The 13898-nt window shown below is 71.5% G+C and carries 14 protein-coding genes; 11 read left to right on the top strand and 3 right to left on the bottom strand.

Features of this window, described 5'->3' with window-relative positions; translation table 11 throughout:
* Positions 1-85: 85 nt before the first annotated feature.
* The 3 genes from KBX46_RS06600 (at position 86) to corA (ending at position 3218) form a co-directional block, all read left to right on the top strand.
* On the top strand, positions 86-544 hold the full coding sequence (locus KBX46_RS06600; RefSeq protein WP_210791629.1) for an ester cyclase: 459 nt from the start codon (positions 86-88) through the stop codon (positions 542-544).
* 106 nt (positions 545-650) lie between these two features.
* On the top strand, positions 651-1745 hold the full coding sequence (locus KBX46_RS06595) for a PLP-dependent aminotransferase family protein (RefSeq protein WP_088950700.1): 1095 nt from the start codon (positions 651-653) through the stop codon (positions 1743-1745).
* Between the two features lie 324 nt (positions 1746-2069).
* On the top strand, positions 2070-3218 hold the full coding sequence (gene corA / locus KBX46_RS06590; protein WP_210791627.1) for a magnesium/cobalt transporter CorA: 1149 nt from the start codon (positions 2070-2072) through the stop codon (positions 3216-3218).
* Positions 3219-3352: 134 nt separating this feature from the next.
* On the opposite strand, the gene KBX46_RS06585 is transcribed toward corA, so the two are convergent.
* On the bottom strand, positions 3353-4165 hold the full coding sequence (locus KBX46_RS06585) for a hypothetical protein (protein ID WP_210791619.1): 813 nt from the start codon (positions 4163-4165) through the stop codon (positions 3353-3355).
* 84 nt (positions 4166-4249) lie between these two features.
* Here KBX46_RS06585 and KBX46_RS06580 point away from each other — a divergent pair, with 84 nt between their 5' ends.
* Both KBX46_RS06580 and KBX46_RS06575 read left to right on the top strand, forming a co-directional pair.
* A complete protein-coding gene (locus KBX46_RS06580; RefSeq protein WP_210791616.1) occupies positions 4250-4780 on the top strand; it encodes a peptidylprolyl isomerase in 531 nt (176 codons plus the stop codon).
* 100 nt (positions 4781-4880) lie between these two features.
* Positions 4881-5792 (top strand): rhomboid family intramembrane serine protease, encoded by a 912-nt coding sequence (locus KBX46_RS06575; protein WP_141911823.1) that lies wholly within the window; start codon positions 4881-4883, stop codon positions 5790-5792.
* Positions 5793-5796: 4 nt separating this feature from the next.
* Here KBX46_RS06575 and KBX46_RS06570 read toward each other — a convergent pair whose 3' ends face one another.
* Complete coding sequence (locus KBX46_RS06570; protein WP_088950695.1) at positions 5797-6261, bottom strand: PH domain-containing protein; 465 nt, start codon at positions 6259-6261, stop codon at positions 5797-5799.
* Between the two features lie 76 nt (positions 6262-6337).
* On the opposite strand from KBX46_RS06570, the gene KBX46_RS06565 reads away from it, so the two are divergent.
* The 6 genes from KBX46_RS06565 (at position 6338) to KBX46_RS06540 (ending at position 12097) form a co-directional block, all read left to right on the top strand.
* Positions 6338-7510: an acetyl-CoA C-acyltransferase gene (locus tag KBX46_RS06565; protein WP_088950694.1), complete on the top strand. Its 1173-nt coding sequence runs from the start codon at positions 6338-6340 to the stop codon at positions 7508-7510.
* Between the two features lie 56 nt (positions 7511-7566).
* Complete coding sequence (locus KBX46_RS06560; RefSeq protein WP_210791614.1) at positions 7567-8580, top strand: phosphotransferase; 1014 nt, start codon at positions 7567-7569, stop codon at positions 8578-8580.
* Positions 8581-8691: 111 nt separating this feature from the next.
* Positions 8692-9204, top strand: a complete 513-nt coding sequence (locus tag KBX46_RS06555) for a hypothetical protein (RefSeq protein ID WP_088950692.1) — start codon at positions 8692-8694, stop codon at positions 9202-9204.
* 85 nt (positions 9205-9289) lie between these two features.
* Entirely contained in the window at positions 9290-9982 is a 693-nt protein-coding gene (locus KBX46_RS06550; RefSeq protein ID WP_088950691.1) for a response regulator transcription factor, read from the top strand.
* Entirely contained in the window at positions 9975-11441 is a 1467-nt protein-coding gene (locus KBX46_RS06545; protein ID WP_088950690.1) for a HAMP domain-containing sensor histidine kinase, read from the top strand. The genes KBX46_RS06550 and KBX46_RS06545 overlap by 8 nt, the downstream gene beginning before the upstream one ends.
* Positions 11442-11497: 56 nt before the next feature.
* Positions 11498-12097: a hypothetical protein gene (locus KBX46_RS06540; protein WP_210791613.1), complete on the top strand. Its 600-nt coding sequence runs from the start codon at positions 11498-11500 to the stop codon at positions 12095-12097.
* Positions 12098-12136: 39 nt separating this feature from the next.
* Here KBX46_RS06540 and KBX46_RS06535 read toward each other — a convergent pair whose 3' ends face one another.
* Positions 12137-13738, bottom strand: a complete 1602-nt coding sequence (locus tag KBX46_RS06535) for a ricin-type beta-trefoil lectin domain protein (protein WP_210791611.1) — start codon at positions 13736-13738, stop codon at positions 12137-12139.
* Between the last annotated feature and the right edge of the window lie 160 nt (positions 13739-13898).

Below are 13898 nucleotides of genomic sequence, written 5' to 3'. Positions count from 1 at the left end.
GGCCCGCGCAGGTGTGCATGCCCGGATAGACGGGTAGGGATTCCTCGCGGGCGCGGAGATGCCGTGGCCCGCGGGGGAGGTCCCGATGCGCGACGCGGAGCGGCTGGTCGAGCAGCAGTACGCCATGCTCCTGCGTCGGGACGTGGCCCGTCTACCGGATCTCTACGCCCCGGAGGCGTTCTACTCCATGCCGGGCGTGACGGTCCGGCCCATCGAGCTGCCCGCACTCCTGCGCACCTGGACGGGTGCCTTCCCGGACCTGCGGGTCGACCCGCTGGGCACGGTTCGCACCGGCGGTGGCGCCGCCGTCGAGCTGCGTCTGACCGGCACCCACACCGGCACGCTGCATTCGCCGTACGGCACCGTCGCTCCCACCGGCCGGCTGGTGAGCTGGGAGGTGGCCGACGTGGTCCGGGCCCGCAAGGGTCGGATCACCGCCTGGCGCTCCTACTTCGACTGGAGCCAGCTCCTCGACGCGCTCGGCGTGCAGTTGGAGGGACTTTCCCGGGCGGCGCACCACGACGCGCTCGCCCTTCCGGTCTGATCTGTCGCCGACCGGTGGAGTCGGGTCACCCGTCCCGGTGGCTCAGGATGCGGACATCGCCGTGCCGTCCGCGCGTCCCCCATCGCCGCCCGTACGCTCAACATCCATGACCGCCGAGCAGTTGATCTCCTTTGCCCGTGGGGCTCCCTCGCTGGACATCGTCGATGTCGAGGGGCTCAAGGCCGCCGCCGTCCGCGCCTTCGACGCCGACCCTGCGGGGGTCACGGCGTACGGCACCTCCGTCGGCTACCTTCCGCTGCGAAAGTGGATCGCCGAGAAGCACGGGGTGGAAGCCAACCAGGTGCTGGTCACCAACGGGTCGCTTCAGGCCGACGCGTTCCTCTTCGACCACCTGGTCCGCCCGGGCGACGCGGTGGTGGTGGAACGCCCGACGTACGACCGGACGCTGCTCAACCTCCAGCGGATGGGCAGCGAGCTGCACGGCATCTCGGTCCAGCCGGACGGCCTGGACACTGCCGAGCTGCGCAAGCTGCTGGAGTCGGGGGTCCGACCCCGGCTCGCGCACGTGATCCCGAACTACCAGAACCCGGCCGGCATGACGCTCTCGGAGGGGAAGCGTCGGGAGTTGCTCGACCTGGCCGCCGAGTACGAGTTCACGATCTTCGAGGACGACCCGTACGCGGACATCCGCTTCCGTGGCGAGGCGCTGCCGTCGATGCTCTCGCTGGACACCCGCAACGTGGTGGTGCACGCGTCGAGCTTCACCAAGACGGTCTGCCCGGGTGTCCGGGTCGGTTATCTGGTCGGCCCGGCGGACCTGATCGCCGACATCGCCAAGAACGCGACCAGCCTCTACATCTCGCCCGGCATGGTGTCGCAGGCGATCGTGCACCAGTTCTGCGTCTCCGGTGACATCGACCGCTCGATCGAGACGGTCCGCGCGGCGCTGGGTGAGCGGGCCCAGGTGCTCGCCGAGTCGTTGCGCCGGCACCTGCCGCAGGCGCGCTTCGTGGAGCCCGACGGCGGCTACTTCCTCTGGGTGGAGTTCCCGGAGGACGTGCTGGTCGACCGGCTCGCTCCGGCTGCCGCCGAGCGTGGGGTCGCCGTGGTCAAGGGCAGTGACTTCGTGCTGGACGGTGGGCAGCACGCCCTCCGGTTGGCCTTCTCGGCGGTGACCGCCGACCGGATCGACGAGGGTGTCCGTCGCCTCGCGGAGGCCGTCGAGGCCGTCCGCGCCTGAGCCAACTGTCGGGTTCCTGACAGAACGACGATGCTGGCCGTCCCGGGACTCCCGTCCGGGGCGGCCGGCGGCCCACAATGCTGCGAGCGTCGCCCGTGATGTAGCGGAGATCACCGCCCGGCCTCCGGGCCGGCCCCCCATCTCGGACGATGCGGCAGCACAACCTCCCGCCCCCACCGGTGTCGGGTGGGCCGTGTCGTCCCCGCACACCCCCCGATGCGGCCCGGCCCACCCGGCACCACCCCCACGCGACCGCCGTCACACATGTCCTCGACGACAGTCGGCGTAGCCTGCAAGCCGCAGCCGAGCGTGGGAGGTGACGCGATGACGGATCGCACAGAGCGGGACCGGACGGCGTCGTCCACCCCCGGTCGGGTGTTGCGACCTCGGGCCTGGCCCTCCCCGGTCCGGGCGATGACCCGGATCCTCAACGCCGACGGCTCGCCGCCCGTCCCGACCCCGACCGGCACCGACCGCAGCTCGGTGGTCGACTGCGCGCTGTACGTCGACGGCAAGCGGCAACCCGGCGAGTGGACGTACGCGGACGCCCTGGCGGCGGCCCGCCGCGAGGAGCACGGCTTCGTCTGGCTCGGTCTGCACCAACCGGAGCTGGCCGAGATGACCGCCATCGCGGAGACCTACGGTCTGCACGAACTCGCCGTTGAGGACGCCGTCAAGGCGGAGCAGCGCCCCAAGCTGGAGCGGTTCGGCGATGTCGTCTTCCTGGTGCTGCGTACCGCGAGGTACTGCGAGCACGCCGAGCTGACCGAGAACTCCGAGGTCGTGGAGACCGGGCAGGTGATGCTCTTCATCGGCCCGAACTTCGTGATCAGCGTCCGGCACGGGGACGCCTGCCGGCTCGCCCCGATCCGCGCTGACCTGGAGACCAAGGAGGATCTGCTGCTCCAGGGTCCGTGGGCGGTGGCGTACGGGGTGACCGACCGGGTGGTCGACCTCTACCTGGAGGTGGCCGACCAACTGGAGGACGACCTGGACATGCTGGAGGCCGAGGTCTTCGACCGCCACAGCCATGGGCGGATCCAACGGATCTATCAGATGAAGCGGGAGCTGGTGGAGTTCAAGCGGGCGGTGGTGCCGTTGCAGCGGCCACTGATGACGCTGACCTCCCAGGTCAACCGGGACGTGCCCAAGGAGATCCGCCGCTACTTCCGGGATGTGCAGGACCACCTGAGCCGCACCGTGGAGCAGGTCAACTCCTACGACGACCTGCTGAACTCGATCCTCCAGGCGCGGCTCGCCCAGGTCACCGTCGACCAGAACAACGACATGCGCAAGATCGCCGCCTGGGCCGGTATCGCCGCGGTGTGGACCGCCATCGCCGGTATCTACGGGATGAACTTCGACAACATGCCCGAGCTGAAGATGACGTACGGCTACCCGGTGGTCCTGGCCATCATGCTCGGCATCTCGCTGGCCCTCTACCGCTGGTTCCGCCGCAACGGCTGGCTCTGACCGCCGGGGGCGGAAGCACCCGCTCTGCCACCTGACCGCCGCTGACGCGGAGCGCACGCCGAGCGCTGGCACGCGACAGCGCCGGCGAGCGGGGGTGACCCCGCTGCGCCGGCGCTCGATGCGTTGTCGCTGGGTCAGCGACGGCCGTTGGTGCGGGCCGTGTCCTTGCCCAGTGCCTTGGTGAGGTCGTCGGTCGGCCGGCCGGAGACGTCCGTGGCACCCTCGGCGACCGAGGGGACCTTGTCGGTCGGCCGGACGCTGGTCTGCTTGGCCGTGCCGGTGGTGCTGGCGCTGCTGCCGCCGGCCACCGCCGAGCTGCCGGCACCCGTCATCCCCGCCGCACCCGTCATACCCGCCGTACCGGTCATGGCGGACCCGCCGGTCATCGCGGACCCGTCGCTCCCCTTGGTGGCGGACGGCGTGCGCACCTCGATCGAGTCGACCTCGTCGCGCATCGGCTCCAGGGTGCGGGTCGGGTCGTACTCGGCCCACTCCTGCTGCTCGCGGCGACGGCGCATGGCCACCGCGCCGGCCACGCCGGCGACGACGCCCGCTGCCAACAGGCCGGTCATCATCGAGCCGCGACGACGCGGCTGCTTCTTCTTACCGGTGATCCGCATGGTCTTCGACTTGGCCTTCCTGGTCAGCGGCCCTGCCTGCGCGGCGCCGTCACGGGCCGCCGCGGCCAGCGGTGCCAGCGTGGTGAGTGTCTCCCCCCAGCCGGTCGACGCGCGGTCGCGCACCTTCGCCGCGGTCGGCGCCACGTAGCCCCGGGCCACCTGGACCCGCGGACCGACGGTTGCGCCAGCGCCCTTGGCTGCGTGGTTGGCTGCCTGCATCAGGTGGCTGATGCTCTGGTTCAGCTCGGCCTTGGCCAGCTGCCCCTGGGACTTACGCCGCCCGAATCCAAACACGGTCCTACCTCCTGGGAGTTGTTCCTTCGTCATCCTCCACCTTCGGATGCCTCCGCGATGCCAGATCGGGCACATGGGAGGATCCGCATGGAACTGACCAACAAGTGAGGAGTACCCGTGGCCGAGGCTGTCTACGCCACCCTGCACACCAACGCTGGCCCGATCCGGCTGGAGCTCTTCCCGAACCACGCGCCGAAGACGGTCCGCAACTTCATCGACCTGGCTGAGGGCAACCGGGAGTACACCGACCCGCGCACCGGTCAGCCGGGCAGTGGGCCGTACTACGACGGCACCATCTCGCACCGCGTGATCAGCGGATTCATGGTCCAGATGGGCGACCCGACCGGCACCGGCCGGGGCGGACCGGGCTACAAGTTCGCGGACGAGTTCCACCCGGAGCTGCGCTTCGACCGGCCGTACCTGCTGGCGATGGCGAACGCCGGACCGGGCACCAACGGTTCGCAGTTCTTCATCACCGTGTCGCCGACGCCGCACCTCAACAACCGGCACACCATCTTCGGGCAGGTCGCCGACGAGCAGTCGGTGAAGGTCGTCGACTCGATCGCCAGCACCCCGACCGGCCCGAGCGACCGTCCGCTCCAGGACGTCGTCATCGAGCGGGTCGAGATCCAGCGGTCTGCTTCCTGACCAACGGGCGAGGTACCTTTGCTCGCATGATTGAGCGCTCCGGAGCACCGCACCGGCCTGCGCCGGTGGTTCGCGCGGCGGTGGACGGAGGGTCGGCCCGGTGAGCGAGTCTCCGCCGACCACCCCGGTCTGCTACCGGCACCCCGGCCGGGAGACCTATGTCCGGTGCAGCCGCTGCGACCGGCCGATCTGTCCGGACTGCATGCGCGATGCGTCGGTCGGGCACCAGTGCCCGGAGTGCGTCAACGAGGGTCGTCGCAGTGTCCGGCCGGCGCGTACCGCCTTCGGTGGTGGTACGGCCGGCCGGCACGGCTATGTCACGAAGACCCTGATCGCGGTGAACGCGCTGCTCCTGCTGCTCTCCATCGCCTCGGCTCGGGGTGGGGACGCGGCGATGGGGGGCTCCGGTTTCGGCGGCCTCATGGGTGGCAGCACGCCGCTGACCGAGTGGGGTGCGGTGCTCGGCCGGGCGTACCTGTCCGACTACACGCTCGGTGGGATCGCCGAGGGCCAGTGGTACAGGCTGGTCACCGCGATGTTCCTGCACTACGGCGTGCTGCACCTGCTGCTCAACATGTGGGCGTTGTGGGTGCTCGGTCGGTCGCTGGAGGCCAACCTCGGGCGGGTCCGTTTCGCCGCGCTCTACCTGATCGCCGGTCTGGGCGGCAACGTGGCCGCCTATCTGTTCAGCAGCCCGCGGGCCGCCACCGTCGGGGCGTCGACAGCCGTGTTCGGTCTCTTCGCCGCACTGATCATCATCGAACGCAAGCTGGGTCGGGACATCTCCCGGATCATCCCGATCCTGGTGATCAACCTGGTGTTCACGCTGGCGGTGCCGGGCATCTCGATCCCCGGGCACCTCGGCGGGCTGGTCGTCGGCGCGCTGATGGCGTTGGTGCTCGCGTACGCGCCTCGTGGCCGGCGAACGTTGGTGCAGGTCGCCGGCGCGGCGATCATCCTGGTGGTCCTGCTCGCGCTCGTGCTCTTCCGGACCGCCCAACTGCTCGGCTGACAGCTCAGGGGTTCGGGCGGGCGGCACGCAGTGCGGTGGCGACCTCTTCCGGGGTGGCTCCCAGGTCGTAGCGGCCGAAGAGGTGCAGCGAGTTGCCCGCGTCGATCTCCAGGGTCTCGCTGGTCAGCCCCAACCGTGGCCGACGGTCGACGGTGATCGCCTCGACCGTCGACCAGGGCAGCAGCCGCCGGCCCGCGAACCCGTGGATGACGGTGAGCCCCGCCGGGTCCACCGCCAACCGGACCGGCACGACCAGGTCGCGTACCGCCCAGACGGCCACCGTGACCGCGGCCAGGACGGCCACCACCAGGCGGACCGGGTCGCCGTCGGCGAAGAGCAGCCCGAGGGCGACGAGCAGGACGGCGCCGGCCAGCTTCGCCGCTGGCAGACTCGACGGCACTCGCCACTGCCGGGCCCCGGTGATCTCATCCACCCGCCCAGCATGCCAGCGGCCGTCGGATTCCGGCATCTCGTGTTGGTGGGGCCGGACGGTCGGTCCTGGGACGACGTAGGATCGGGACAGCCCAAGTTACCGGGGAGTAAACATGAGTGACGCGGTCATCGTCGGCGCGGTACGTACCCCGGTCGGGCGGCGCAAGGGCAGCCTCGCCGGCGTCCACCCGGTCGATCTCTCGGCGCACGTGCTGCGCGCCCTCGCCGAGCGCACCGGGCTCGACCCGGCGCAGGTCGACGACGTCTTCTGGGGCTGCGTGTCCCAGGTCGGCGAGCAGTCGTGGAACATCGCCCGCAACGGCGTGCTCGCCGCCGGCTGGCCCGAGACGGTCCCCGGCACGACGCTGGACCGGCAGTGCGGCTCCAGCCAGCAGGCACTGCACTTCGCCGCCGCGACGGTGCTCTCCGGCCAGGCTGACCTGGTGGTCGCCGGCGGGGTGGAGTCGATGACCCGGGTGCCGATGGGCTCCAGTGTGGCCGGCGGTATGCCGTTCAGCGACCAGCTCCGGGACCGTTACCGGGGTGTCGAGGGCTTCGCCGACGACGCGCCACTGCCGTTCAACCAGGGCGTCGGTGCCGAGCTGATCGCCCGGCGGTGGCGCCTCTCGCGCACCCAGCTCGACGAGTTCGCGCTGGCCAGCCACGAGAAGGCAGCCGCCGCACAGGACGCTGGCGCGTTCGACCCGGAGCTCACGCCGGTGCCACTCGGCGATGGTGGCAAGTTCGCCGCCGACGAGGGCATCCGCCGGGACACGACCCTGGCCAAGCTCGGCGAGCTGGCCACGCCGTTCCGTGCCGACGGCGTGGTGACCGCCGGGTCCGCGTCCCAGATCTCCGACGGCGCCGCGGCCCTCGCGGTGACGACATCCGAGTGGGCCAGCCGGCACGGCCTTCGGCCGCTTGCCCGGATCCACACCGCCGTGGTCGCCGCCGACGACCCGGTCACCATGCTCACCGCCCCCATCCCGGCCACCGCGAAGGCGCTGCGCCGCGCGGGGCTGGGCATCGAGGAGATCGGTGTGTACGAGGTGAACGAGGCGTTCGCCCCGGTGCCACTGGCCTGGCTGGCCGAGACCGAGGCGGATCCGGAGCGGCTCAACCCGCGTGGTGGGGCGATCGCACTCGGTCACCCGCTCGGCGGCTCCGGTGCCCGGATCATGACCACGATGCTCCAGCACATGCGGGACAACGGGATCCGCTACGGACTGCAGACCATGTGCGAGGGCGGCGGAATGGCCAACGCCACCATCGTCGAGCTGGTCTGACACCGCTGGGGAAAACGCCTCGCCCCGGCCCGGGAGGGCCGCCTAAGGTGCCCAGCGTGACGACGATCGCCGGTGAGCGTGCCCCCGACTGGTCCAGTGAGCAGTGGCAGGTGCGGGCCCGGTCCTGGGTCGACACGAGGTTGAGCCGGGCCGGCCGTCGGGTGACGGGTCTGGTGGAGCCTCGGGTACGCCCGTGGTCTCTGGTCTGGCGAGTGCCCACCGACGACGGCCCGGTCTGGTTCAAGGCCAACAACCCCGGCACCGTGCACGAGGCCGCCCTGATCGCGACGCTCGCCGAGCTGACACCGGAACGGGTGCTGACACCGATCGCGGTGGACCCGGAGCAGGGCTGGTCGCTGCTGCCCGACGGCGGCGAGTCGTTGCGCGACGTGCTGGCGCGCGACCCCGATCTGGCGCACTGGGAGCGGGCACTACCCGGCTACGCTGCGCTCCAACTGACCACCGCGCCGCGCGCCGACGAACTGGTCGCGCTGGGCGTGCCGGACCACCGCCCCGAGGTGTTGGCCGGGCTCCTCGCCGAGCTGCTCGACGATCGCGAGTCGCTGCTCATCGGTGCCGAGGGCGGGCTCAGCCCCGACCTGCATGAGCGGCTGCGGGCGGAGCTGCCGTCGTACGCCGAGCGGTGCCGCCGGCTCGCCGACATCGGCATCCCGGCCACCGTGCAGCACGACGACCTGCACGACGGCAACGTCTTCGCGGGCCCGGACGGCTACCGCTACTTCGACTGGGGCGACGCCTCCGTGGCGCACCCGTTCGGCACGCTGCTGGTGACTTTGCGGTCCATCCGGCACGCGAAGAAGCTGGCGGCCGACGACACGGGGTTGGCGCGGCTGCGCGACGCCTACCTGGAGGCGTGGACCGACCGGTACGACCGCCGAACCCTCGTCGAGGCCGCCGACCTTGCGATCGGCCTGGGGCCGGTGAGCCGGTCGCTGTCCTGGCGGCGAGCCCTGGACACCGTCGACGAGTCCCGTGCCGAGTACGCCGACGCGGTCCCCGGTTGGCTGGAGGAGCTGTCCGCCGCAAGCCCTCTTCAACCGGACTCCTGACCACGATCCGTCCAAGTCGGAAGTCGGACAGGCAGTGCGACCTGCGGCGTGGAACTTCCAAAAAACCCGCGTGACCCACGTCACCCCGCCGAAGACGTCGTTGGGCAGGTCATGGACGTCTTCTCCCGAACGTTCCTTCCGGCCGCCGCCGAGGCTGGCCTGGCCGTGCAGACCGTGAGCCGGCACATGCCGGTCTTCCGGCGCTGCGTCGGCTCCGGTGACGCCACCATCCTGGTCACCCGTTGCAGCCGCCCCGACCGCCCGGTCACCGGCGACTATCTGCTGCTGCTCACCCACCGTCGACTGGTGGTCACCCAGCAGACCCGACTACTGCACCGTCTGCGCCTGCATCTCAACACCGAGTTGCGCGAGCTGAGCAACGTCACCTGGAGCCCGGACCCGCGACTCCAGTCGGTCGAGATGGCGGCCACCGCGATCGACGGGATCCGCGAGCGGTTCCTGATCCGCACCAGTCACCCGAAGCAGGTCTGGCAGCTCGACGCGCTGCTCAACCATGCCTTTCGGACCCGCCTGCGGGTGCCCCGTGAGCGCATCCTCGCCACCATCGGTGACGCGCCGGCCGCCGCGCGGCCCAACGCGTTCCGCCCCGCCGTGGTGAGCTGACGCCCGACCGAGCTTTGCGTCGCCTTTACCTGACTCGAACACGCACCGATCGCATCGGGTCCACCGGGTCGGCAATCATGGGCCGGTGACCGTCGAACCGCCGCACCGCGGGCTCGTCCTCGTGGTCGAGGACGAGCCGGCCATCGCCGACCTGGTCAGGCTCTATCTCACCCGGGACGGCTTCGGCGTCCACCTGGAACGGGACGGCGCCGCCGGCCTGAGCGCCGCCCGCCGGATCCGCCCGGTGGCCTGCGTCCTGGACATCGCTCTGCCGGGCCTGCCCGGCACCGAGATCTGCCGCCAGCTGCGCGAGGCCGGCGACTGGACCCCGGTCATCTTCCTCACCGCCCGCGACGACGAGGTCGATCGGATCGTCGGCCTGGAGTTGGGCGCCGACGACTACGTGACCAAGCCGTTCAGCCCCCGGGAGCTGGTCGCCCGGGTGCGCGCGGTGCTGCGTCGCTCCGCCGGCGGCCCGGAGGGCGCGGACCGGCAGCGCGTCGTCGGCCCGGTGACGCTCGACCCGGCCCGCCGAACGGTCACCGCCGCAGGCGCACCGGTGCAGCTCACCTCCACCGAGTTCGACCTGCTGGCCCATCTGATGGCCCGGCCCGGTCGGGTCTTCACCCGGGAGGAGCTGCTGGCCGGGGTCTGGGGGTACGCGGCGCACGCCGGCACCCGCACGGTCGACGTGCACGTCGCCCAGGTGCGGGCGAAGCTCGGCCCGGCCAGCGTGATCCGGACTCACCGAGGCGTCGGGTACGCGGTCGATGCCTGACCAATCCGGGCGTGCCGGGTCGCCGACCATGTCGCTGCCGGTGGTCGGCACCTCCCCACCCGCCGCACCTCGACGTGGCGGCCTCGGCCGTACGCTCACCGCCCGTGCGGTGCTGGTCACCTGCGCGGTGGCGCTGGTGTCGGTGCTGGTCACCGCGATCGTGGCGGTGCCGTTGGCGATCCGTGGCGCGGAGCGGCGCGACCAGGAGGCGCTCGCCGCGCAGGCCCGGCTCGCGGCCGAGGTGCTGCGCACCCGCCTGGACCGGGGTCGCAGCGCCGACGAGGAGCGGCTCATCCAGCAACTGCGCAACCAGGGCATCGACGCGTACCTGATCCGGCGCGGAGCGGTCGACCGGCCGGGCCTGCCACCTCGCGTGGTGCAGCGAATCGGGCAGGGGCGCAACGTGTCGGTCCGGCGCGTCGTCAACGGCGAACGTGCCCTGGTCGAGGGCCGGGCGCTCCCCAACGGCAACGGGGTGGTGCTCTCCCGCCCCTCGGCGAACGGGTTGTGGGCCCGGGTGCTGCTGAGCCTCTGGTTACCGCTGCTGGCCGGGTTGGCCGCCGGCGTGGTGGCCGGGTTGCTGCTGGCCCGCCGGCTGGCCCGGCCGATCCGCGTCGCGGCCACCGCAGCCGCCCGCCTACGCGCCGGCGACCGCGCCGTCCGGGTGCCGGTCGAGTCACCGGACGAGGTCGCCGACCTGGCCGAGGCGTTGAACGGTCTGGCCGGTGCGCTGGCCACCAGTGAGGGGCGGCAGCGGGAGTTCCTGCTGTCCGTCTCGCACGAGCTGCGCACCCCGCTGACCGCGATCCGGGGGTACGCCGAGGCGCTCGCCGACGGGGTGCTCGGCGCGGACGACACCGTCGACACCGGTCGGACGATGCTGGCTGAGGCCCAACACCTGGACCGGCTGATCGGGGACCTGCTGGCGCTGGCCCGGCTGGAGGCCGCCGACTTCCCGCTCGAACCGGTGCCGGTGGACCTCACCCAGTTGGCCGTGGACGCGGAGCCGACCTGGTCCGGCCGGTGCGCGGCGGTGGGCGTGCCGTTCCGGTTGGAGACGCCAGGTCAGCCGGTGCCCGCGTACACCGATCCGGGGCGAATCAGGCAGGTGCTGGACGGGTTACTGGAGAACGCGCTGCGGGTCGTACCCCCGGGTTCGCCGGTGGTGCTCGCGGTCCGGGCGGCGGGTGCGGACCCGGCCTCCGGCGGTGAGCTGGAGGTCCGGGACGGCGGGCCCGGCTTCACCGACGACGACCTGGCGGTGGCGTTCGAACGCGGGGCACTGCACCAGCGTTACCGGGGTGTGCGCAAGGTGGGCAGCGGGCTGGGGTTGGCGCTGGCCGCCGGCCTGGTCCGCCGGCTGGGCGGAGAGATCGCCGCCGGGCACGCGCCGGAGGGCGGTGCCGCCTTCACGGTCCGACTGCCCGGCGATCCTTACCTGGCTCGAACATCGGCCTGACGCTCCGCTCGTCCTCGACGGAGATGCTGAGGGCTCCACGGACGAGAGGGAACGTCATGCCACGTTGGGGATTCGCCACCGGCACCACGGCACTGCTCGCGGCGGTCACGCTGGGCGTCAGCGGCTGCGGTGCGGCCGAGGTGGCCAGCCAGCCTGCCCGGGAGGCCGCCGTCGAGGTTGCCGCCGCGATGGGCGTGGAGGGTCAGGCGCTGACCGCGATGGGCTTCGACGCCGACGACCTGGACGTGCAGACCGTCGCCGCGCCGGCCACCCCGACGCCGGGTGCATCCCCCACCGCCAGGGACAAGGCCCGGGAGAAGCGCGGCGAGGAGTGGCGCAAGCGCCGGCAGGCCCGGGTGCTGCTGCGGAAGAACACCCTGCACGGTGAGGCGGTCGTGAAGACGAAGGACGGCGGTACGCAGACCGTCGCCGTGCAGCGCGGCGAGGTGACCGCGATCGACGGCGACTCGATGACCGTCAGGTCCACCGACGGCTTCACCATGACCTGGACCTTCGGCGAGGACCTGCGGGTCGTCGAGCGGCGCGCCACAGTGCAGCCGAGCGAGGTGAAGGTCGGCGCGACGCTCGGCGTCGCCGGCGCGAAGGACGGCGACAAGGGCGTGGCGCGACTCGTCCTCATCCCCCGCACGAAGTGAGCGAGGGGCCCCTGAGTCGACCAGGGGCCCCTCCTTCCGTCAGTAGACGCGGGAGCCGATGAAGTCGTCGTGACCGTAGCCGACCGGGTTGGCGGCGGTACGGGCCTCGAACGACCACTGCTGCCGGGTGCTGGTGGAGCAGGTGGCCAACCGCAGCCGGGGAGCGCCCGACGACGGGCTGTCGAACGCCACGCAGAGGTTGCTGGCGGCGGTCGGCTTGATCTGGTTGCCGACGAAGGCGAACTGCTGGGCGGCAGTGCCGTTGCAGTCGTAGATGTTGACCGCCGTGCCGGCCGTCATCGATGCGCCGGCGACATCGAGGCAACGGTCGTGGGACAGCTCCGAGTGCAGTGACCGCTTGGCCGCGTCGTACCAGAAGCCCTGGTTGCGCCCGCCGTGGCAGCCGTACGACTGCTGGGCGGTGCCGTTGCGGGAGTCGTAACCCTTACCGTCGACGCAGGTGTTGGTGGCAGGGTTGCGCAACTGCTTGAACTGCATCAGGCCCGAGTAGAGCACGCCAGCGCCGGTGCTGGCCGGGTCGACGCAGGTGGCCTGGTTCTGTCCGGAGTTCCAGAACTGGGTGATGCACTGGGCGAACATGCCGTGCCCGCGGGCGTTGGGGTGGAACGACTGCCGGGCGGCGTTCTCGTTCCAGATCCCGATCTCGATGTTGAGGCCGCGGACCGAGGTGTTGTCGGTGCACACCTCGTGGCCGTGGAAGAGCCGGCTGGCGTCCAGGTAGCGGGTGCCGGTCTGGGTGGCCGCCGCGCGCAGCGCCGACTCGAACAGCGGCACCGCCTTGTTGCGGGCGAACGCGGCGTCGGCCAGGTAGAGCAGGCAGCCGCCGGAGTACCAGCCGGGGAAGTTCGGGTTGTCCTCAACGTCCGGGCTGGCCGGGCTCGGGTACGACATGAGCACCAGCTCGTAGTCCGTGCGCAGGTAGCCGGCCCTGGTCATGGTCTGTCGGATGTCGGTGAGGGCGTCCGCAACCGCCCGGCGGCTGCCGTCGGTGCGGATCGTCCACTGGTCGGTGTAGTCGGGGTAGCAGTTGCCCTGGAGGAAGACCCGGCTGACCGCGCAGTCGGTGGCGACGGGGCCGAACTGGATGGTGCCGTCTCCGTTCGCGCCGACCACCACCCAGATCAGTTTCACGTGCGTGTTGCGCGCCTTGATGCCCAGGTAGTCGCCCTGGTTCAGCTCGTTGTGCTGGGTCGGGCCGCCGGCGATGAGGTTCCACGGGGTGGCGCCGGAGCAGGCGATGTTGTATCTCGCGTCGGACGGGATGCCGGTGCGGAACACCGCCTGGTCGTACGAGCGGTCGCACCAGTTGCCGTCCTGGTGGGTGCCGGGCACGTAGTTGCCGACTCCCTCGCCGGAGATCTGGCTGTCGCCCATGGTGATCAGCGCGGTGCGGCGTTGCTCGATCGGGCGGATCGCGGGGGTGCCGTAGAGGGCGGTGGCCTCGGCGGCCCGGATGGCCTCGAGGTTGGCGGGGAGTGGTTGGACGGTTGGACGGTCGGCGGCGGTGGCGGGGGTGGCCGGTCCGGCGAGCATCGGTAGGACGAGGGCGGCGACGGCCACGGCGACGGTGATGGCCCGTCGTCGGGTCGCGCGTTCGGGCCTGGCGGGGATTGCAGGCATCGACGCACTCCTTTCGGCTCAGTCGCGGGACGTCGACTGAGTTACCAGAAGGTAACGTGCGGATCAATGGATGTGAATGCGTCTCGGATCCTTGCGCGCAGGCTGCAGAACCGCCCGGATCGGACTATCCGGGCGATCGAGATGCGCCGAAGCAGACCGC

The organism is Micromonospora sp. C81 (assembly GCF_018070425.1).
Taxonomy (GTDB): domain Bacteria; phylum Actinomycetota; class Actinomycetes; order Mycobacteriales; family Micromonosporaceae; genus Micromonospora; species Micromonospora zamorensis.
The sequence above is the reverse complement of the archived record's forward strand: the minus strand, read 5'-3'. Positions and strand labels throughout refer to the sequence as shown.

Excerpts from the sequence above, each read along its gene's own strand:
- KBX46_RS06600 (WP_210791629.1), top strand. The coding sequence starts at position 86 with ATGCGCGACGCGGAGCGGCTGGTCGAGCAGCAGTACGCCATGCTCCTG.
- KBX46_RS06595 (WP_088950700.1), top strand. The coding sequence starts at position 651 with ATGACCGCCGAGCAGTTGATCTCCTTTGCCCGTGGGGCTCCCTCGCTG.
- corA (WP_210791627.1), top strand. The coding sequence starts at position 2,070 with ATGACGGATCGCACAGAGCGGGACCGGACGGCGTCGTCCACCCCCGGT.
- KBX46_RS06585 (WP_210791619.1), bottom strand. The coding sequence starts at position 4,165 with ATGACGAAGGAACAACTCCCAGGAGGTAGGACCGTGTTTGGATTCGGG.
- KBX46_RS06570 (WP_088950695.1), bottom strand. The coding sequence starts at position 6,261 with ATGCCGGAATCCGACGGCCGCTGGCATGCTGGGCGGGTGGATGAGATC.
- KBX46_RS06565 (WP_088950694.1), top strand. The coding sequence starts at position 6,338 with ATGAGTGACGCGGTCATCGTCGGCGCGGTACGTACCCCGGTCGGGCGG.
- KBX46_RS06555 (WP_088950692.1), top strand. The coding sequence starts at position 8,692 with ATGGACGTCTTCTCCCGAACGTTCCTTCCGGCCGCCGCCGAGGCTGGC.
- KBX46_RS06545 (WP_088950690.1), top strand. The coding sequence starts at position 9,975 with ATGCCTGACCAATCCGGGCGTGCCGGGTCGCCGACCATGTCGCTGCCG.
- KBX46_RS06540 (WP_210791613.1), top strand. The coding sequence starts at position 11,498 with ATGCCACGTTGGGGATTCGCCACCGGCACCACGGCACTGCTCGCGGCG.
- KBX46_RS06535 (WP_210791611.1), bottom strand. The coding sequence starts at position 13,738 with ATGCCTGCAATCCCCGCCAGGCCCGAACGCGCGACCCGACGACGGGCC.